This is a genomic window from Haladaptatus sp. DYSN1, assembly GCF_029489995.1.
Classification (GTDB): Archaea; Halobacteriota; Halobacteria; order Halobacteriales; family Halococcaceae; genus QDMS2.
In genome coordinates this window covers 35,555-54,582 of record NZ_CP120472.1, presented here as the reverse complement: position 1 = coordinate 54,582, position 19,028 = coordinate 35,555, and the positions used below count along the sequence as shown (strand labels likewise).

19 protein-coding genes are annotated in these 19,028 nt (G+C 59.3%); 13 read left to right on the top strand and 6 right to left on the bottom strand.

The features are described from left to right. Window positions 1–44: 44 nt before the first annotated feature. The 3 genes from P0648_RS18010 to P0648_RS18000 all read right to left on the bottom strand — a co-directional run bounded on the left by P0648_RS18010 (window position 45) and on the right by P0648_RS18000 (window position 3,080). Window positions 45–704, bottom strand: coding sequence for an alpha/beta hydrolase (locus P0648_RS18010; RefSeq protein WP_276248537.1), 660 nt, complete (start codon window positions 702–704; stop codon window positions 45–47). Next, a complete protein-coding gene (locus P0648_RS18005; RefSeq protein WP_277506233.1) occupies window positions 701–1,648 on the bottom strand; it encodes a VOC family protein in 948 nt (315 codons plus the stop codon). The genes P0648_RS18010 and P0648_RS18005 overlap by 4 nt, the downstream gene beginning before the upstream one ends. Window positions 1,649–2,366: 718 nt before the next feature. Beyond that, complete coding sequence (locus tag P0648_RS18000) at window positions 2,367–3,080, bottom strand: DUF4386 domain-containing protein (RefSeq protein WP_276248535.1); 714 nt, start codon at window positions 3,078–3,080, stop codon at window positions 2,367–2,369. 356 nt (window positions 3,081–3,436) lie between these two features. On the opposite strand from P0648_RS18000, the gene eno reads away from it, so the two are divergent. The 6 genes from eno to P0648_RS17970 all read left to right on the top strand — a co-directional run bounded on the left by eno (window position 3,437) and on the right by P0648_RS17970 (window position 8,271). Beyond that, complete coding sequence (eno, locus tag P0648_RS17995) at window positions 3,437–4,693, top strand: phosphopyruvate hydratase (RefSeq protein WP_277506232.1); 1,257 nt, start codon at window positions 3,437–3,439, stop codon at window positions 4,691–4,693. Window positions 4,694–4,731: 38 nt separating this feature from the next. After that, window positions 4,732–6,099 (top strand): glycerate kinase, encoded by a 1,368-nt coding sequence (locus tag P0648_RS17990; RefSeq protein ID WP_277506251.1) that lies wholly within the window; start codon window positions 4,732–4,734, stop codon window positions 6,097–6,099. 25 nt (window positions 6,100–6,124) lie between these two features. Further along, on the top strand, window positions 6,125–6,340 hold the full coding sequence (locus tag P0648_RS17985) for a hypothetical protein (protein ID WP_276248532.1): 216 nt from the start codon (window positions 6,125–6,127) through the stop codon (window positions 6,338–6,340). A gap of 105 nt (window positions 6,341–6,445) precedes the next feature. Then, window positions 6,446–7,243 carry a winged helix-turn-helix domain-containing protein gene (locus tag P0648_RS17980; protein ID WP_277506229.1) on the top strand — a complete coding sequence of 266 codons (798 nt, stop codon included), beginning with the start codon at window positions 6,446–6,448 and terminating at the stop codon, window positions 7,241–7,243. A gap of 173 nt (window positions 7,244–7,416) precedes the next feature. After that, the gene (locus P0648_RS17975; protein ID WP_277506250.1) at window positions 7,417–7,794 is read left to right on the top strand and encodes a hypothetical protein; all 378 of its coding nucleotides are present in this window, start codon (window positions 7,417–7,419) and stop codon (window positions 7,792–7,794) included. A 9-nt stretch (window positions 7,795–7,803) separates the two neighbouring features. Further along, a complete protein-coding gene (locus tag P0648_RS17970; protein ID WP_277506226.1) occupies window positions 7,804–8,271 on the top strand; it encodes a halocyanin domain-containing protein in 468 nt (155 codons plus the stop codon). 44 nt (window positions 8,272–8,315) lie between these two features. Here the strand turns inward: P0648_RS17970 and P0648_RS17965 are convergent, their stop codons facing one another. Further along, a complete protein-coding gene (locus P0648_RS17965) occupies window positions 8,316–9,089 on the bottom strand; it encodes a sugar phosphate isomerase/epimerase (RefSeq protein WP_277506225.1) in 774 nt (257 codons plus the stop codon). A 257-nt stretch (window positions 9,090–9,346) separates the two neighbouring features. Between P0648_RS17965 and P0648_RS17960 the strand changes: the two genes are divergently transcribed. Next, complete coding sequence (locus P0648_RS17960) at window positions 9,347–10,057, top strand: succinylglutamate desuccinylase/aspartoacylase family protein (protein ID WP_276248527.1); 711 nt, start codon at window positions 9,347–9,349, stop codon at window positions 10,055–10,057. Window positions 10,058–10,269: 212 nt separating this feature from the next. Here P0648_RS17960 and P0648_RS17955 read toward each other — a convergent pair whose 3' ends face one another. After that, window positions 10,270–11,334: a zinc-dependent alcohol dehydrogenase family protein gene (locus P0648_RS17955; protein WP_276248526.1), complete on the bottom strand. Its 1,065-nt coding sequence runs from the start codon at window positions 11,332–11,334 to the stop codon at window positions 10,270–10,272. 147 nt (window positions 11,335–11,481) lie between these two features. Here P0648_RS17955 and P0648_RS17950 point away from each other — a divergent pair, with 147 nt between their 5' ends. From P0648_RS17950 to P0648_RS17930, 5 genes are all read left to right on the top strand, one after another. Then, the gene (locus tag P0648_RS17950; protein WP_277506247.1) at window positions 11,482–13,005 is read left to right on the top strand and encodes an aldehyde dehydrogenase; all 1,524 of its coding nucleotides are present in this window, start codon (window positions 11,482–11,484) and stop codon (window positions 13,003–13,005) included. 192 nt (window positions 13,006–13,197) lie between these two features. Continuing rightward, window positions 13,198–13,809, top strand: a complete 612-nt coding sequence (locus P0648_RS17945; protein ID WP_276248524.1) for a helix-turn-helix domain-containing protein — start codon at window positions 13,198–13,200, stop codon at window positions 13,807–13,809. A 155-nt stretch (window positions 13,810–13,964) separates the two neighbouring features. Beyond that, entirely contained in the window at window positions 13,965–15,485 is a 1,521-nt protein-coding gene (locus P0648_RS17940; RefSeq protein WP_276248523.1) for an aldehyde dehydrogenase, read from the top strand. 590 nt (window positions 15,486–16,075) lie between these two features. Further along, window positions 16,076–16,366 carry a PadR family transcriptional regulator gene (locus P0648_RS17935; RefSeq protein WP_276248522.1) on the top strand — a complete coding sequence of 97 codons (291 nt, stop codon included), beginning with the start codon at window positions 16,076–16,078 and terminating at the stop codon, window positions 16,364–16,366. Between the two features lie 122 nt (window positions 16,367–16,488). Further along, entirely contained in the window at window positions 16,489–17,298 is an 810-nt protein-coding gene (locus P0648_RS17930; protein ID WP_277506245.1) for a CPBP family intramembrane glutamic endopeptidase, read from the top strand. 67 nt (window positions 17,299–17,365) lie between these two features. On the opposite strand, the gene P0648_RS17925 is transcribed toward P0648_RS17930, so the two are convergent. Further along, the gene (locus P0648_RS17925; RefSeq protein WP_277506221.1) at window positions 17,366–17,842 is read right to left on the bottom strand and encodes a hypothetical protein; all 477 of its coding nucleotides are present in this window, start codon (window positions 17,840–17,842) and stop codon (window positions 17,366–17,368) included. Between the two features lie 138 nt (window positions 17,843–17,980). Here P0648_RS17925 and P0648_RS17920 point away from each other — a divergent pair, with 138 nt between their 5' ends. Then, complete coding sequence (locus tag P0648_RS17920; RefSeq protein WP_277506220.1) at window positions 17,981–18,982, top strand: Cdc6/Cdc18 family protein; 1,002 nt, start codon at window positions 17,981–17,983, stop codon at window positions 18,980–18,982. The last annotated feature ends 46 nt before the right edge of the window (window positions 18,983–19,028 follow it).

Below are 19,028 nucleotides of genomic sequence, written 5' to 3'. Positions count from 1 at the left end.
TGAGCCTATTGCCGGGAAATCCTCACCACGCCAATCTCGGCGCCTCAGACGAGTTGTTCGACGAGCGAATCGACCATCTGCACTTCGTCATCGTTGATTTCGTGACCGAGGTCGTCGTACAGCCGGGCTGTTACTGCTGCGTCGAGTGCTTCAAAGACCACTGCCGAGTCGCGAAACCGGTCTACGCTCACGTACGAATCGTCGGTACTGCAGCCAAGGAAGACGGGCGTGCCATCGAGGGAGCCCTCAACGTCCCGGCTCGCCTCTGGTCCAAGCAGACTTCCCGAGAGCACGGCGAGACCCCCGTAGCGACGTGGATTCCTGACGACAAACTCGCTTGCAATCCCGCCTCCCTGAGAAAAGCCCATGAGCAGGGTTCGTTTGGGGGGAACACCAGCATCCGCGGCGACATCGAGTGCCTCAGAGATACGGTCGAGCGCCGAGGTGAACCACGGTTCGTTGGCCGCAAACGGCCCGTATCCTGAACGCGGATACCACGTTCTGCGTGCAGCCTGCGGAGCGAGGTACATCACACCGTGATGGTGAAATTCGTCTATCAAGGTGAGCATATGATTCCCCGTCGAACCGCGCCCGTGGAGCAAGATGACCGCGGCCTCGGCTGCCTGCGGGGGTGCACCTGCAACTTCGAGGGGCTGACCCCGGTGTGGGTCGTCTTCGAATTCGACGGTGAACGGGTCGCTCATTCACTCGCTCCAGGTACCCCGGAAACATCGAGTGGGGTGAGTTGTCCCTCTATCATCTCGCGGTCCTCTTCGAGCCACGGCGGGAGAAACAGCGATTGACCGAGCGTCTCGAGGTCCAGCTCGGCAGTCAGCCCGGGCGCTTCAGTCGCGAGTTCGAACAGGATGCCGCCCGGTTCGCGGATGTACAGCGAGTAAAAGAAGTGCCGGTCCTTCACGCGCGAGACGTTGTATCCCCGCTCTCTGAACAGGTGGTACCACTCGTAAAGTTGCTCTTCGTCTTCAACACGGACGGCGACGTGGTGGATGGAACCCGCGCCTTCTCGTCCGTAGTCTGCGTCTCTATCGAGGAGGTCGACGACAGTCGCCCGGTCGCCCGGAGCCTGATACCGGACGCGGTCGCCTTCTTGATTGACGAGTTCGAAGCCGAGCGTGTCCAGCACACTCGCGGTCACGAACACGTTCGTCGAAAGGAGGGTGACGCCGTGGATGCCGCGAATCGCGTGTTCGGCCGGAACTGGCCCGTCTGCCCAGGGTTCGACTGGGGAATCACCGGTGACGAGTTCGAGGTGCGTGCCGTCTGAGTCAGCAAAGCGTAGTACCGTCTCGTCGAATCGCTCGAACGGTCCTTCGACGGCGATGTCGCGTTCTGCGAGTCGGGCTTTCCAGTAAGACACCGAATTCTCGGGGATGGTGAGCGCGGCTGTCGTAATCTGGGGTTTCCCCTCTCGTCCGTCGTCCTCTGCGGGATAGGGAAAGAACGTCAGCGCGGTTCCGGGCGACCCGGTTTCGTCGCCGTAGAAGAGGTGACGTGTGAACTTCTCGTTGAAGTTCACCGTCTGCTTGACCAGACGCAGGCCGAGGACGCCTGTGTAGAAGTCGAAATTCTGCTGGGCATCGCGGACGATGCCGGTGATGTGGTGGATGCCGGGAGTGTCTGTGAGCATGGACGAAGCGTACCGTGAGTAGCGGTGGGTGGCGAATGAGTGTTCGGTTGGGGGTGACAGTGTTCAGGCACGTCACCGAGATTCGAACGCCCGTTTCATTCGCAAAGCGTGACCGCTGCGGTCCTTAGGAACGAGGTGCCGACCGTCTGGGCGCTTTTGGAGGGTGCGTTTCCCCAAGCCAGAACCCTGCAAGCGCCAACAGCAGTGCTGCTGGCGCGACCAACAAGCCAATGCTGGCCAGTCCGAAAAGCGTCAGTAAAAGGAGGGGAACGGCAGCCACCCACACGAGTGCGCGGCGCTCAGTCCACGCACCGTAGCCTCCGACTAGGGCGAACACGAGGATGAACACCGACCAGAAAAAGAGCGCTGGATCGGCTCCCTCTACCCCAAGGAGATAGTCGATTCCAACCGGCCCACGCACGGGGGTGCACACGCCGCTACTCGTGCATACTTCGCCCGTTCCGAGTGGAAGGAACAAGATGACCAACCCGAGGAGTACTCCCAGCCCCGACCCGAGAAGCCCTGCGGTGGCACCCTTCGAAAAACTAGCCTCGCGTTCCATGCTACGTGTAGGCGATGCGAAATCTTAACGATTCGTCAGGGTCAGAGAGTGGCCTTTCACCGAGCGAGCACCCGTTCCGGCCACATTTTCACCTGTTGTAGCTTCCAGTGGACCCGAACAATCGGTAGCTACAACTGCTATCCGTCAACCCTCACTTCAGGTTGCAATCGTCGCTGGCTCTTCGTCAAGATTGATTCGACGCCCGTAGATGAGCAGCCAGAGAATCAGCAGGACTTCACCGACGAATGTGAACGCAGCGACCTCGAACGAGTAGTTCGCGAGGAGCACACGGCCAAAGCTATCGATAACGTAGCCCGCGCCGGCGATGACCAGGAGGACGCCGAGCACCTTCGGGATGTATCCAGATTTGTACGAGGGGACGGCACTGGACTGGTACATCAGATAGCCAAGTAACACCAGATGGAGGCCAACCAGAATCAGTGCTGCGTCCCAGATTTCGTAGAAGGCGTTGACGCCGAGGAGTGCCTGGGCGTATTGTTGCTCTGTGGTAAACACCGCACCCACATCGCCAGCATTCAAAATCGAGAGCACACCCGTGAGCTGGGCGATGGCGACCATGAAAATACCGGCGAACACCATCCTGAACCACGCGGTGAGCAGCGCGACGCCGCGGTTTACCGGCCTGAACACAGCATACAGTGCCCAGGCGACGATGAGGTCGAGGACAGCGACGGTCAAGAGACTCGCGATACCGAGGCGGAACGCCCCTTCAGCGTTGAGAATCGCGGTTGCGGTTGCCGTGGCATCGCCCGGTGTGATGAGTCCCCCTAGGATGACGAAATTCGCGTAGGCAGCGAGGGGAGTCATCGCCAGAAGCGCGATTCCAGCGAGTATACTTCCCCGTCGCACGGACCGGTTCGCGATAGCCGACCGCTCGATATCTGTAGGGTGGCCATCAGGCGCTCTGAACGTAGCTCCAGCCATTCGTCTCTGATGGGCGCGAGGCAGTATATCCATGTCGCCTCGATAACCTGATACGGGTGTCTGAGCGCCAGTGGACGGAAAAATACGGAATGTCCGTCCTCCCGGAGCTTCGCGTGTGAATTTCCCCTGACGGCAGAATCTCCTGAGATTGCACTACTTTGACGGTCGATTCACGCTCCCACTTCCCATCGGAGTGCATCCACTGTTGCGGCGACACCCTCGACCGCTCTTACCACCGGGCGAAAGGCTATATCACACGTCCAGCAATGCACTGACAAGTGATGACAACTATCAATCGGGTGCACGCGAGAGAGATTCTCGACTGTCGGCTCGAACCGACGCTCAGAGTGACAGTCGAGACGGAGGGTGCAAGCGGGCAGGCCGACGTTCCCTGCGGTCGTTCGCGGGGCAAACACGAAGCCGTCGACCTTCGTGATGGTGGCGACAGGTACGCCGGTCGCGGGGTGCAAACGGCGGTCGAAAACGTCAACGAACGCATCGCGCCACAACTCGTCGGGCGTGAGGTCCTCGCCCAGCGGGCCATCGACGAGGTGCTGCTCGAACTCGATGGTACGGACCAGAAGTCGAATCTGGGCGGAAACGCGACTACGGGCGTCTCACTCGCCGTTGCGAAGTGCGCCGCGAACAGCCGGGAGCTCCCCCTGTATCGCTATTTGGGCGACGTGGGGGCGCACACCCTCCCGGTTCCGTTTTTCGACCTCATCGAGGGCGGAGAACTCGCGGCGGGCACACTGGATTTCCAGGAACACCAGGTGGTCCCCACCGGCGCGGAGTCGTTCTCACAGGCGATTCAAATGTGCGCCGAGGTGTACTACGAACTCGGTGACCAACTGGCGCGTGACTACGGCGACCGCTCTCGAAACGTCGGCGTCGAGGGGGGCTACACACCGGGCGGCATGAACGACCCACGAGACGCCTTCGAAGCGGAATTGCAGGCCATCGAGGAACTGGGCTACGGGGACGAATTCGTCCTCGCCGCAGACGTCGCTGCCTCGCACTTCTACGACGAGAATTCGGGAACTTACGCGCTGATGGACGAGCAGTACACGCGTGGAGAACTTCTCGATTTCTACGCCGAGTTGACCGAGACGTATCCGGTGGTTTCGCTCGAAGACCCGCTTGAGGAAGACGATTTCGAGGGCTACAGAGAACTCGCCGACACGCTCGACATTCAGATTATCGGTGACGACCTCTTCGTCACGAATCCGAAGCGACTCCAGCGCGGTATCGACGAAGGCGCGGCGAACGCGCTTCTCTTGAAGGTAAACCAGGTCGGAACCCTCTCGGAGGCGCTCGACGCCGCCTCGCTCGCTGTAGAAAACGGGTACGCGGTGCAGGTTTCGGAACGCTCGGGACAGACGCCGGACACTTGGCTCGCGGACCTCGCCGTCGGTCTCGACGCCGGACAAATCAAGACTGGCGTGAGTCGCGGCGAACGGACCGAACAGTACAACCGACTCCTCGAAATCGAAGCGGAACAGGAACGAACCGCGTACGCTGGCCCGTTCTGGGACTGATTCATGACGTACGTTGTCATCATCAAAGCGGGTCAGCGATGATTCAAAACAAATCGGAACTCGCCGACCACGGGGAACGGGACGCCCGCGTATCGTTGCTCGACATCGGTGAGCATTCCTTAGCCCACATTCACCCACAGCAGCTCATCGACGACCACCTGACGGTTGACGGAAGTGTGCTGACGGTCGACGGCGAACGATACGACCTGTCGACAGCCGGGGACGTGTTCATCGTCGGTGCGGGGAAGGGCTCTTCGGCTCTCGCGGGAGCCCTCCGCGAACGTCTCGGTGACCGCGTAACCGACGGCGTCGTCGTCGAAAAACACGGGCAGGGCGATTCTGTTCCCGGTATCGACGTGTACGAAGCGGGCCACCCGATACCGGACGACGACGGACGGCGTGCAACGCAGGCACTCCTGGAGCTGGTCGAAGCAGCCGGTGCGGACGACCTGGTGTTCGTCTGCATCACGGGTGGTGCGTCGGCACAGCTGGTCGCGCCTCCCTCGGACGTTTCGGTCGCGGACCTTGCGTCGATGACCGAACTCCTCCTGCATGGAGGCCTCCCCATCGAGGAAATCAACACCGTCCGAAAACACGTTTCCACCATCAAGGGCGGACGACTCACCGAGCGAATCGCGCCAGCAACCTTCGTCTCGCTCATCATTGTCGACGAAGTCGCGGGTGACCCCTGGGGGCCGACCGTCCCGGACATGACGACGTACGACGACGCGATTGGCGTGCTCGCTCGGCGTAACCTCTGGGAGCGGGTTCCAGCGTCGATACGCTCGCATCTCGAAGCCGGGCACCGGGGCGAGATTGCTGAGACGCCGACGCCGGAAGCGTTGACGGGAGTTCCCGGCCAGACGGTCGTCCTCGCAAACGCCACAGACCTGTGCGAAGCGGCGGTCGCCGGTGCGAAGAAGCGCGGATTCAATTCGATGCTCCTTTCGAGCGTCATTGAGGGCGAAAGCCGCACGGTCGGGACGGTGCTCGCTTCGATTGCGAAGGAGATTCGCCACCACGATCGCCCCATCGAACCGCCGTGCGTCGTCGTCTCAGGTGGCGAAACGACGGTGACGATTTCCGACGAGGCTGGCACGGGCGGGCCGAATCAAGAACTCGCCCTACAGTTCGCGGTAGACGCAGCCGAGTTACCGGGGGTGGCGTTGCTCGCGCTCGGGACCGACGGAACGGATGGCCCAACCGACATCGCGGGCGGCCTCGTCGACGGAACGACGGCGCGTCGCGCTCGCGAGAACGATATCGACCTCTTTTCGCACCTGACGGGTCACGACACCTCGCCTGCGTTGGCCGAACTCGGTGACGCAGTCCTGACCGGTGCGACCGGAACGAACGTGATGGACCTTCGGCTCTTGCTCGTCACTCGTGAGTCACAGAAGGGCTAATGTCGTCTCTGCCCGAGTAGAGGGTATGGGAGCGTACACCGGGACGACGGCGCTTATCGAGGCCCTCCGCGACCCGCGACGCAACGTGGCCGCGCTGCTCGTCGTCGCCGCTGCGCTCTTTGGCGCAATGCAAATCGGGTCCAGGGAGGCGTACTACACCGCCTCGCTGGTCATCTTTACCGTCTGGATGGCCTGGTTCATCCTTACCGCAATCGAGTGGCTCAAGCGGGCGGACTTTTAGCGATTGGTCCGGCGAACCCACACGGTCTGTTTGACCGAAACTCCCATAATCGGCAGCAAGGTGGAGAATCCACCAGATTATCAGCCGTGAGAGCGAATTGATACTATGCATTTTGCCCTCGAACACATCGAGTTTCTTGCTCTTTCTGAACACCGGGTGGAAGTCCTCCAGGCGCTCTTGGAGCAGTCTGCGACCCGGAGTGAGTTACGAGACTCGCTTGGTATCTCGAAGGCGACGCTCGGGCGGGTGCTCTTGGGACTCGAGGAACGCCACTGGATTCGCAAACAGCGGAACGTCTACGAAGTGACGGCCACGGGCGAACTCGTTGCTACTGACTTCTCGACCTTACAGCGGACGGTCGAGACAGCGGAGCGCCTGTCCCGAATCGTGACACACCTCCCGATGGACTACCTCGGCTTCGACCTTCGGGCACTCGCGGACGCACGAATCGTCCACACTACCCCTACGAACAGCACCGCACCGATTGACGCGGCGGTGGAACGAAACCGGACCACAACCAGTGGTCGCGTTCTCACGCAAGGGTTTTCGACGGTCATCTTGGAGGCGGTATTGAGCGCCGTTCAGAGTGGTAGTTCGGTGGAACTGCTCGTCACCACCCCGGACATCGACCCCTTCTTGGAAGACGATTCCGTTGGCCCGCTCCTTCGAAAACTCGTCGCCGAACCGTCTGGCCGCCTGCTCTGGCATCCGGAGGCGGTCCCAATAGCCGTAGGCTCACACGATGAAATTCTCACGCTATACGTGGTCGATGCTGAGCGAACGCCTGTTGCGCTCGTCGAAACATCCGCCGATGCCGTCGCAGACTGGTTTGAGGAGACGTATCGACGCTATCGAGAAGTAGCGACGGAGCTGACTGTCGAGGACGTTTCGAGTGTCAACTGATTCGAGGTTCGTCTCTTCACCACAGCGCCACCCTCAGACTCACGGTGTGGGCCTCACTCACGTCGTAGTACACGCTCACTGGGAATGATGATACGACGACTGAGCGCACAGAATACATGGCAACTTCAACGCGTTCCATGAGGGGTATCGTGCTCGCTTCACGCGAGGAACGAATGACTTGGCTCCACTGGCTAGCGGCCGGTCTCGCCGGGGCAACGGGCGTCGTCCACCTGTACCTATACTGGGTTCAGGAGTTCATTCCGTTCTTGCTCGCCGGCCTCGGCTTCCTCGCTGCAGTCTCGCTCCTGGTTGTCGGGGTGAACCGCCGCCTGCTGTACGCCGTGGGTATCCCGTTCACGGCGATGCAAATCGTCGTCTGGCTCGTCCAGGGAATGCCTGACTTCGTCCTCGGTGTCGCCGACAAGACGGTTCAGGTCGCGCTCATCGTGGTGCTGGCCTACCTGTTCGTGGCAGAACGCCGCGCAAACCGCGCTCACGGCCAGGCTGTCGTTTCGGCTGGTCCCGTCGCTGTAGAAGCGACGGGTCGGTAGGGAGGGTACATGACCCTCACTCGTCGGTCCTACTTACAGGGTGTCGGCGCGCTCGCACTCGTCGGGACGGCGTCCTTGGCGGGGTGTTCGGAGGCGACTGCTGAGAGTGGCACGAAACTGACGACTGAACCGGGCTACGATGGCTGGTTCAACGACGTGGGCACGTATCGTGGCACATTCGACCTACGCAATCAGTCGTCCGTGACGGTCACCGTCGGTGCGAAGGACTCACTTGGTCACTTCAAATTCGCTCCGGCCGCGATTGCCGTCTCGCCGGGAACTACCGTCAGGTGGGAGTGGTCCGGCAAGGGTGGGAGCCACGACGTGGTTGCCCTCGATGGAGGGTTCAAATCGCCGATGACTGACCGGGCCAAAGCGACGTTCACCCACACCTTCGACGCGCTCGGTATCTACAAATACTACTGCACGCCCCACCGGAGCATGGGTATGAAAGGGGCCGTCGTCGTCCTCGACTGATCGGAGACGATGGCGCGCTCACAGTCGGTCCAACGAGTATTCACCTACCGATTTTTGCAGGAACTCTTACCGGGCAATCTGCCACTCTCGACGGCCTCTACGAGCCTGTTCGCTCCGTGTTCGAGTTCTTCCACCGGGTCTGCAGGTTCGTCGTGTTCGAAAATTGCCCACTCGACGTCCTGGGCTTGGGCGATTCGCATGGCCTGGGAAGCGTCGAGGTCACCATCGCCGAGACGTGCGAACTCACCGGTCGCAGAGTGCATGTCCTTGACGTGGACGGAGGGTGCACGGTCGCCGAGTGCTTCGAGGCGTGCGTAGGGGTCTTCGCCCGCAGTTCCGACCCATCCGAGGTCGAGTTCGAACTCGACACGGTCGTCTACACGGTCGAGCAATACGTCGAAGGCGACCTCGCCATCAACGTCGGCGAATTCGTGGGCGTGGTTGTGGTACAGAAAGCGAAGCCCGTGCGAATCGAGCGTTCGAGCAAAGCCTGAGAGGAGGTCGGCGGTCGCTTCGACACGGTCGCGTGAATCGAAATATGAAGGGTCGAGATAGGGAAGGACTACCGTCTCACAGTCAAGCGTCTCACAGGCCTCAGCGAGTGCGGCCTCGTCGGTTTCGAGGGTTTCGACGCTCGCCGAGAGATTCGCCAGTTCGAGGTCGTGGGAGGCGAGGGTGGAAGCAACGTCCGTCGGTGAGTTCATCGATTCGTATGCAAATTCGACACCATCGAGGGGCGTAGAAGCCACGCGGGCGACCAACTGGTCGAGCGACTCGTCGAGGGCACGCAGGGTGTAGAGTTGAATCGCAGTTCGCATAGCTGACCCACTGAGGTGAGCCCCTTAGTGATTCCCCCGAGCAACGTTCGTAGGAACACCAACTGCTGTTCGTGATACGTGACTTGATGGTAATAATTCTGGGAAAGTACGATAAAATAGAATATTTGAAGTAGGTAATGTTAATCTGATTGAATGTGGCTAAAAAGACTACTCGGCCGGGCTCTTTTCGTTCACGCCGTCGATTCCTCAAATCCGCGGCTGGCGGTCTGAGCCTCGCGGCGCTAGGAACGTACGGTGTGGCGGCGAACGAGGATATCCCGGGTGTCCGGCGACGGTACCGAATTTGTCCGAACGAACCGGACGAGACGTGGGTTCACAAGTACGAGGCGGTACGCCCCGGACCGACCACGATGATCGTCGCTGGGCTTCATGGTGATGAGGAGTCGGGCTGGCGTGCCGCAGACAAGATGATCGACTGGCGCGTCGAAACCGGTCGTATCGTGGTCATCCCGCGTGCGAGTGCCCGAGCAGTCGAAAAGCGAGTAAGAGGACTCGACAGTGACCCGAATCGTGACTATCCACCGACCGGGGAGTGTTACACCGAGATTGCGCGAGAAATTTGGGGTGAGGTCGAACGGTACGACCCGGATTTACTCCTCAGCTTGCACTCGAGTTACGGCATCTACAAGAGTGGCGACGGTGGCGTGGGACAGGCGATTTTCCCGACCCAGCACGGCGATGCTCGCGAGATGAGCCAGAAAACGTGTGAAGCGCTCAACCGTGGATACGGACTCGATGGAAAGTGGCGGTACCGACTCGGAAACACGCTGAGCGAGCGCCACACCAAACTCATGCATCGGGCGGGTGCGCAACTGAATACCCGGGGTGTAATTGCAGAAACCACTGAGAAGTGGCCGTCACTCGAAGACCAGATGACGTGGCAGCGTTTTACGGTCAGACACCTCATGCAGCAGATTGGTCACAGAAAAGGCCTGTATTCTGAGTGAGTGTTCGAGGGAGTAACGATACCTTAGACACACTACTGACAAACTGAACCGCGGGTAGTGGTTACCGGAGTTACAAGGAGACCTGCTCTACGGGGCTCGCATCGTGGCCGGCGAAAGGTGAGCGGGGGTTTTGAGCGTACGAGCGTCCCGTATCGGGTTGTGGTCGGCGGTGGCCGATACAGTTCTCCGGATTTACCCGCTCTGGTTGGTTGTTAGCTGAACTCGTTGCAGACCGGAATTCCCATCGTGTCATAATCGCTCATCGAAGCGAGCGTTTCGGGTACCTCGTCAAGTGAAATCGTGGACGAGACGAGTTTCGTTGGGTCGAGCTTTCCGGTCTTGATCATGTCGAGCATCTCTGTGTAACGTGATGGTTGTAAGCCGAGCGACCCCCGAAAGTCGATTTCTTTCGCAACGAACTCGTCTGTGGGAAGCGGAACCTTCCCCTTCTCCTCTGAGGTGGTCAACCCAATTTGGACGTGGCGACCCCCTTTTCTGAGAGAATTTACTGCGTTCAGACAGGTCGTCTTGATGCCGAGCGCATCGACCGAACAGTCTGCACCTCCGTTGGTTATCGCGCGAACCTCCTTCGCCGGGTCGTCGACGTCGCTCGCATTTATCGTCTCGACCGCGCCGAGGCTCTTTGCTTTCTCGAGTTTGTTGTCGAAGAGGTCGACGCCGATGACGTTCGCGCCGAGCGCATCGGCAATATGGACTGCGGAGAGACCGATACCACCGAGGCCGTGGACCACGACGTCCTCGCCGTTTCCAACGTTACCACGGTGGGCCATCGCGTGGAACGATGTCATAAACCGACAGCCGATTCCTGCTGCTGTATCTGCGTCGATGCTGTCGGGCAGCGGGACGGCGTTGATATCAGCGTTCGGAATGTGGACCTCCTCTGCGAACGCACCAGGTGCTTCGTTCATGAAGCCGAGCCCGATGTGGTTTTCACAAATGTTCTCGTGACCATTGCGACAGAGGTCACATTTCCCGCACGCGAAATTAAACGGAATCGCGATGTGGTCGCCTTCAGAGACGCTTTCTACGTCTTCGCCGACTTCGACGACCGTTCCACAGGGCTCGTGACCGAGGACGTGCGGTGGGTCTGGCCGGTATCCGAACCAATCCCAGTCACCCTGCCAGCAGTGCCAGTCACTTCGACAGACCCCACAGCCGTCGACTTTGGCGACGACGCCGTGTGGTTCTGGTTCTGGTCGTTCGACTTCCTGTACTTCGAGCGGTTCTTGGAATTCCTCCAGTACTACAGCGCGCATTGCAATCCATGAACTATCATGATATATTAAAAATTTACCGGATTGTGCAAATAGCGGTAATTTGTAATCGCAAAATACGAAATCGGGTTTTATCATAATGCATAATTAGAAACAATTAAGGGGGCGTGCGATACACTCCCTAACGCGATGTCGACTGATTCACCCCCCTCAACGAAATCGAATGGAACGGTCAAACAGCGTCACCGAGATGCGGCAGAAGAGTTGATTCCACGCGAACCAGGCAAGCTGTTCATCGGCGGCGAGTGGGTCGAGAGTGCCTCTGGACAGACGTTCGAGACGCACGACCCGACGACCGGGGAGTCACTCGCGTCGGTCCAAGCGGGGACCAGTGCAGATATTGACCGAGCGGTCGAGGCTGCTTGGGACGCCTACGAAAACCGCTGGTCGAGTTTTTCTGCGGCCGATCGACAGGCTGTGCTCACAGAGATTGCTGACCGTATCGAGGCGCGAACGGAGGACTTCGCCCGCCTCGAAACGCTCGACAACGGGAAACCGGTCACCGAAGCCCGTCTGGATATCGGCCTGGTTATCGACCACTTTCGCTACTTCGCGGGTGCTGCTCGCGTAAACGAAGGGAGAACGGTTCCAACCGATACGGAAAATCACGTCCAGACGATTCGCGAGCCATACGGAGTGGTGGGGCAGATCATTCCGTGGAACTTCCCGCTGTTGATGGCCGCCTGGAAACTCGCTCCAGCTCTCGCAGCCGGCAATACAGTTGTGCTGAAACCAGCGGAGGAGACGCCGCTTTCGATTCTCGAACTTATGCGCGAGGTCGAAGACGTCCTTCCAGCGGGCGTGGTGAACGTCGTCACCGGCTTCGGTGCTGAAGCGGGCGAACCGCTCTCGAAGCACGACAACATCCGAAAACTGGCGTTCACGGGTTCGACAGAGGTGGGCCGAGGCGTGATGAAAAACGCCGCCGACTCCATCACGGATATCACGCTCGAACTCGGCGGCAAGAGTCCGGTAATCATCTACCCGGACGCCGATGTCGAGAAGGCAGCAGCCATCGCGAGAGTGGGGATGTTCCACAACACCGGCGAGTGTTGCTGTGCGGGAACCCGACTCTTCGTCCACGAAGACATCGAGACAGAGTTCCTTGACGCGTTCGTCGACGAAATCGAGAATCTTCGCGTGGGTGATCCGCTGCTCGAAGACACGACCCTCGGACCAAAGGTCTCTCGTGAACAGGCCAACCGAACCATGGACTACATTACTGAAGCGCGGAACGTCGGTGGTGAGGTCCTCTCTGGTGGCGACGCCCCAGACGACGAGGAACTCGCCGAGGGCTGTTTCATCACTCCCACCGTCCTCACGAATCTCGACCACGAGAGTCGCCCGGTACAGGAGGAAATCTTTGGCCCCGTTGAGACCGTCTTTTCATGGTCGTCGTACGAGGAGATGATCGAGTTGGCCAACGACGTCGATTACGGTCTGGCCGCCGGCGTCATCACCGACGACCTCTCACAGGCGTATCAGACAGCCCGTGACATCGAAGCTGGAAACATCTGGGTGAACACGTACAACGAGTTCCCGGCTGGCCAGCCCTTCGGCGGCTACAAACAGTCGGGTATCGGACGAGAAACCGCCTTCGAGGCGATAGAGCACTACACGCAGACGAAGACCATCAACATCAGTCTGCAGTAACCAATCGCCTACACCAGCCGTTCGATATGCGGTGGACGCCAGCAGAATTCACTCGACTTGACTGGGCGGCTCGCCGGTTGGTATCTGGGAGGTGAGCCCGTGCTTTCGGGTGAGAACGTCACGGCAATTTCGCGTCTCCACTAAAAATAGTAAAAAGACATTTGGTTGGAACAGCATAATCAGCGATAACGCATGAGTTCACCCATCGACGAAATCGACGAAATCTCTCCCCGGGATGTCGTCATCCTCAAAGTTCGGCTCGAACATCCGACCGCATCTGTTCGAGCGCTGAAAGATATTCTCGATGAGGAGTACGGGATTTCGCTATCGCACAATCGCGTGAACGACATCCTGCGAGAGCTCGGTGAGAAGGACGTGTTTCGTGAAGCCGCGCTCTTGAACGAGCAATTCTTCGAGTACCACCTCTTTCAAATTGCGTTTCATTACCCGAGTTTCGAAGAGCGCTGGGAGGACTGCTACAACGACCTGATGGAGGACTCACACGTTATGATGTTCTTCAACGCAGACGACTACCACCAGTGGCAGTTCATCGCTCGCTTCCGTAAGAGCGAGAACAAGGAGGAGTGGAAGCGAAATTTCTTCAAGAAACACGGCGACCTCATCGCCCAGTTCGACTCCAGTTCTCTCCCAGAGGTCCACAAGTTCCGCAGCGACATGGATGTACTCGAACACCTTCTCTCGGAGACGGAGGAGGGCGCAGAATACCTGGAATCGAAACGGACGAACGATACGACGACTGACGAAGACGACACCTCCCTCCTCGTCGACGGCAGAGACGATTAGTTTCGAACCTCGCTCGTCGAGCAGGCGTACCTCTGCATTGTTCTGTTCGCTAAGCATTGTGTAGCGGGCGTTTTGTAACGCGACGGATACGGTTGCTACTGTACCAAACACCTATGTAGAATCCTGTAAAAGTGTGCGATTAGCAATCGTGGACCATGCCACATAATTCGTCGACTTCGAAGCAACAGCGCACAATCAGAAGCCGTCACCGAGACGCGGCAGCGGAATTGATTCCGTCCGGTGTAGGACGACTTCACATTGGCGGCGAGTGGATCGAGAGCGCCGGCGGCCAGACGTTCGAGACCCACGACCCGACGACTGGAGAGTCGCTCGCGGTAGTGCAGGCCGGTACTGCACTCGATATCGACCGAGCGGTCGAGGCTGCCTGGAACGCCTACAATGACTGTTGGGCTGGCCACACCGTAGCTGAGCGCCAGGCGGTGCTCACGACAATCGCAGATCGTGTGGAGGCGCGAAAGGAGGACTTCGCCCGACTCGAGACCCTCGACAACGGTAAACCGATTACAGAATCACGACACGACGTCAAGTTAGTCGCCGACCACTTTCGCTACTTCGCAGGTGCGATTCGCGTCAGAGAAGGCAAGGCGATCCCGTCTGATGAGAACCGTGCCATCCAGACGATTCGCGAGCCATACGGAGTGGTGGGGCAGATCATTCCGTGGAACTTCCCGCTGTTGATGGCCGCCTGGAAACTCGCTCCAGCTCTCGCCGCAGGAAACGCGGTCGTGTTGAAGCCGGCCGAAGAGACGCCGCTTTCGATTCTCGAACTTATGCGCGAGGTCGAAGACGTCCTTCCAGCGGGCGTGGTGAACGTCGTCACCGGCTTCGGTGCTGAAGCGGGGGCCCCACTCGTAAACCACGAAGACGTCAAAAAACTCGCGTTCACGGGTTCGACAGAGGTAGGCCGGGGCGTGATGAAAAACGCCGCCGACTCCATCACGGATATCACGCTCGAACTCGGCGGCAAGAGTCCTGTAATCGTTCACTCTGACGCCGATATCGACCACGCAACTGACGTGGCTGTGAACGCACTCTTTTTCAATTCTGGCGAGTGTTGCTGTGCAGGAACGAGACTCTTCGTTCACGAAGCGATTCGCGAAGAGTTCGTTGACGCGCTGGTAGCAAAAACAATGCAGCTATCGATTGGGGACCCACTCCTCGACGACACTGACATCGGTCCGGAAATCTCACAGACAGAGGTCGCGCGAACGAATCGATACATTCGATGGGCCCGTGAATCGGGTGCGTATCTTCTGACCAGCGGTGAAACACCGGCAGTGGGGTACTTCGTCGCCCCGACTATCGTTGGTGACCTCGAACACGAACGACGGGCGGCTCAAGAGGAAATTTTCGGACCAGTGGGAATTCTGTTCTCGTGGTCGTCGTACGAGGAGATGATCGAGTTGGCCAACGACGTCGACTACGGCTTGGCCGCAGGCGTCATCACCGACGATCTCTCACAGGCGTACCGCACGGCACGCGATTTGGAGGCTGGAAACGTCTGGGTGAACACGTACAACGAGTTCCCGGCTGGCCAGCCCTTCGGCGGCTACAAACAATCTGGAACGGGACGGGAGACAGCGTTCGAGACGCTCGACGAGTATCTCCAGAGCAAGACGATTACGATTGCGTTGACGTCTCCGCTCGACGGCTGAATCCTTGGTAGATTCAATTCTCGTATTTACATTAACCCTTAATCGAATGGCTTGCCAGTGGCGGCAGTTGTTAGCATCAATTAAATCTCAGTAACTTACAGGATGTGCCCATTCGTGACCAACGACAGTCGAATTACGAGTACCGTGTCGCCAGCCCATCCCATTCAATGCTCGCTGCTCGAACGCTCGAAAGGTTGAATCGGAGGAATCGAGTTCCTCACCAACCATACAACGCACTGCGAGGTGCTTGCCTCGCGGCATCGCGGTTCGCCGTGATGGGGATACACGGCAGAATATTGTTGGTTTACTAAGATGATAGTTTTGCCGTGACACAGGCCGGTGCCCATTGCTTGCTAAGAACAGTGCGTTTCAGCTGGATGTCGAGTGGCCTCGACCGTTCGTGTTCGTTCTTTTGTGGGCTGAATGCCGGTAAGTCAGGCTTTACGTCCTATAGAAGCCGATATACCCACTCCGATGATTTTCACGCGTTCCTAACTGTTTCACTCGTGGAACGCAATGGAACACAACGCCGTCTCTCGAAATCACCTCCTAACAAAATGTCGTCATAACCAAAGGGTTGCATGGTACGTATGCACACCCTAACCGGGTTCCAGCGCGATCTCCTCACGGTCATCGCGGGCCACGACAAGCCCTCGGGTCAAGACATCAAGAGCGAACTCGAATCCCAGGTCGGCGACATCAACCACGGGCGGCTGTATCCCAACCTCGACGCGCTGGTCGAGGCGAACCTCGTCGACAAAGGCGAAATCGACCGTCGGACGAACTACTACGCGCTCTCTGACGCTGGGCGAGAAGCGCTGGTCGAATACGACGAGTGGCGAGAGAACTACGCGACACCGGTTTCGTCGCCCGCGTTTTGATTTTTCTTCGGGTCCAGAGCTATCTCTGATCGTCCGCGGGCTGGTGTCTTCTGACCAAGTAGCGTCATGAAGCTGTCGCGTGCGACACAACGGTTTTTTCGCTAGCGGGAGTCGAATTCTCCATGGTCACCCCCGCACACGAGTCCCCGCTCCGTCGCCGATTCGGCGTGACGCTGCTCGCAGGTCTCCCTGGAATCCTCGCGCTCGCCGGCTACATCTATCTCACGACACCACAGTCTGCCATTCCAGCAGGCCTCTCCCGCCCACTCCTCGCCGTGCTTTCGGGGGTCAACTCCCTGCTGTTTCTCGCCGTCGCCTGTCTGGTCGGCGCGTTCGCCGCGCCGCGGGTCGGCCTGCGCTCGTATCTCGTAGACCGGGCCGGGACCGGCGACCGAATCTGGCCCCGACTCCGTGACGAGGTCCGTCTCGCCGTCTCCGTCGGCATCCTCGGAGGCCTGTTGGTCCTCGTCCTCGATGTCGCGCTCGCGCCGTTCGTCGCCCAGGACATCCCCCAGCCGGGAGCCGGAGCGGTTCAGCCCACGGTGTTCGACGTGCTCGCCTACGCGCCGGTTCGATTCCTCTACGGTGGCATTACGGAGGAACTCATGTTGCGATTCGGGCTCATGTCCGCACTCGTGTTCGTCGGGTGGTTCGTCTCCGGTCGGCGGGCGGGTGGCCCGCGGTCGGGCGTGATGTGGGTGGCTATCGTGGTGTCGGCGGTGCTGTTCGGCGTCGGGCACCTGCCCGCGCTCGCCCAGTCGGTCAGCCTCACGCCCCTCCTGATTGCCCGAACGATTCTCCTGAACGCGGTCGCTGGCGTCCTGTTCGGCTGGCTGTACTGGCGGCGAAGCCTCGAAGCGGCGATGGTCGCCCACGCCTCGTTTCACGTTCCGCTCGTGGTGGTGTCGCTCGTGCAGGTCGCGCTGCTCTGACGGTTCTCTTCGGCGACGGGGCCCTCTATTGACAGTACCCCCACGATGACGATATCGCGTAGCTCCCTTACTCGACGGCAATCGTCAGTCGAACTTCGAACTCTTGGTCGTCCATCCCCACTCGGTCGCGAGCCGTGTACGTCCCCTTCGGATAACCATCCTCAGAGGGGGTATACGTCAGAACGGCGTACTCCTCACAGACGCGGTCCCCTGCCGTTACTTTTCTCAGGCGTCCCACCTCGCTTTCGAGATATCCCTGCTCCAGTGGCCAACTCTTCCCGACTGGCTGGTCCGGAATCACATGCTGTTGCTCGTTTAACCGGGGCGGGAAGATAATCAGCCGCTTCGTCTGCTCGTCGTTCCACGCAGAATACCGAGTGAATGGAGCCGTGATGCCAAAGTCCAGCGTTGTGGGAACATCCCCGCGGTAGGTCAAGCAGATCGTGACGAGTGGTGGACTCGTTGCTGTGGGGGCGCTCGACGCTTCGACGGTGAGTTCGAGGTCATCCGTAGGCGGGTGTATCTCCGTCGAATAGGTTAGCATACAGTCAGTTCGCGTTCACTCAATAGGACTCTATCGCCGAAATCGATAGGAGAGCCGCGAGAACTCAGTCACAGAGCTATCGGAAGTATCGGAACCCACCCCATTCCGCTTATCACACTCCCGGTAGACTGGTCTGTCATGATACGGGATGCGAGAGTGTTGCAGGACGATTTCTTGCCCCAGGAGGTCCAGCACCGCGAGGCAGAAGTCACCCAGCTCTCCACCACGCTCGCAGCCCTCACGCGCGGTGAAGCCCCCGAAACGGCCTTCCTCTCCGGCCCCAGTGGCGTCGGCAAGACCTGCATCGCGAAGTTCACCGTCGACCGCCTGCGCGAGGAACTCATCGACGTGAACCACCAGTACATCAACTGCTGGGAGGACTACAACCGCTATCGCACGCTCTATCGCATTCTCGAAGGCATCGGCCAGACGCTGGACGTGCATCGCCAATCGACGCCCCTGGACGAACTGCTCGAACGGGTGCGGTCGTACGACGGCCCGCCCTACGTCGTCATCCTCGACGAGGTAGACCAACTCGAAGACACCTCCGTGCTCTACGACCTGTACAACACCCCGCGGATTCACATGGTCCTCATCGCGAACGAGGAGGACGACCTGTTCGCAGAACTCGAAGAACGGGTGCGCAGTCGCCTGCTGAGCAGCGTTCGCGTCCGGTTCGAACGCTACCACCTGGAGGAACTCGTCACCATCCTCGAAGACAGAGCGCGGTGGGGATTATCGGAAGGCGCTATCGGAAAGCAGCAATTGGCCCTCATCGGGGACGCCGCAGCAGGGGATGCACGGGTCGCAATCGGCATTCTCAGGAACGCGGCGCGACGCGCCCAGCAGGCGAACGCAGACACTATCTCGTTCGAGATGGTCCACGAATCGATTCCTCGAGGGAAGGCGGAAGTCAGGCGCAAAGCCGTGGGTAAACTCCATCCCCACCAGCACGCCCTCTACGAGATTCTGCGCGAAGCGGGCGAACTCTCGCCGGGTGAGTTGTACGAACGCTACACGGAGAACGTGGAGAATCCAAAGACCAAGCGCACGGTCAGAAATTATCTGACGAAGATGGACCATTACGGCCTCGTCATCGCCGAGGGGACGAACCGTGGCCGGACCTATCGCCCACAATGAATTAGCATATCGGAACGACCGGAAGCCACACGCTTTGGGTTATCTC

Coding starts and splice junctions, on each gene's coding strand:
- P0648_RS17945 (WP_276248524.1), top strand. CDS start 13,198: ATGAGTTCACCCATCGACGAAATCGACGAAATCTCTCCCCGGGATGTC.
- P0648_RS17965 (WP_277506225.1), bottom strand. CDS start 9,089: ATGCGAACTGCGATTCAACTCTACACCCTGCGTGCCCTCGACGAGTCG.
- P0648_RS17925 (WP_277506221.1), bottom strand. CDS start 17,842: ATGCTAACCTATTCGACGGAGATACACCCGCCTACGGATGACCTCGAA.
- P0648_RS17950 (WP_277506247.1), top strand. CDS start 11,482: ATGTCGACTGATTCACCCCCCTCAACGAAATCGAATGGAACGGTCAAA.
- P0648_RS17985 (WP_276248532.1), top strand. CDS start 6,125: ATGGGAGCGTACACCGGGACGACGGCGCTTATCGAGGCCCTCCGCGAC.
- P0648_RS17970 (WP_277506226.1), top strand. CDS start 7,804: ATGACCCTCACTCGTCGGTCCTACTTACAGGGTGTCGGCGCGCTCGCA.
- eno (WP_277506232.1), top strand. CDS start 3,437: ATGACAACTATCAATCGGGTGCACGCGAGAGAGATTCTCGACTGTCGG.
- P0648_RS18010 (WP_276248537.1), bottom strand. CDS start 704: ATGAGCGACCCGTTCACCGTCGAATTCGAAGACGACCCACACCGGGGT.
- P0648_RS17920 (WP_277506220.1), top strand. CDS start 17,981: ATGATACGGGATGCGAGAGTGTTGCAGGACGATTTCTTGCCCCAGGAG.
- P0648_RS17990 (WP_277506251.1), top strand. CDS start 4,732: ATGATTCAAAACAAATCGGAACTCGCCGACCACGGGGAACGGGACGCC.
- P0648_RS17955 (WP_276248526.1), bottom strand. CDS start 11,334: ATGCGCGCTGTAGTACTGGAGGAATTCCAAGAACCGCTCGAAGTACAG.
- P0648_RS18005 (WP_277506233.1), bottom strand. CDS start 1,648: ATGCTCACAGACACTCCCGGCATCCACCACATCACCGGCATCGTCCGC.
- P0648_RS17940 (WP_276248523.1), top strand. CDS start 13,965: ATGCCACATAATTCGTCGACTTCGAAGCAACAGCGCACAATCAGAAGC.
- P0648_RS17930 (WP_277506245.1), top strand. CDS start 16,489: ATGGTCACCCCCGCACACGAGTCCCCGCTCCGTCGCCGATTCGGCGTG.
- P0648_RS17980 (WP_277506229.1), top strand. CDS start 6,446: ATGCATTTTGCCCTCGAACACATCGAGTTTCTTGCTCTTTCTGAACAC.
- P0648_RS17935 (WP_276248522.1), top strand. CDS start 16,076: ATGCACACCCTAACCGGGTTCCAGCGCGATCTCCTCACGGTCATCGCG.
- P0648_RS17975 (WP_277506250.1), top strand. CDS start 7,417: ATGACTTGGCTCCACTGGCTAGCGGCCGGTCTCGCCGGGGCAACGGGC.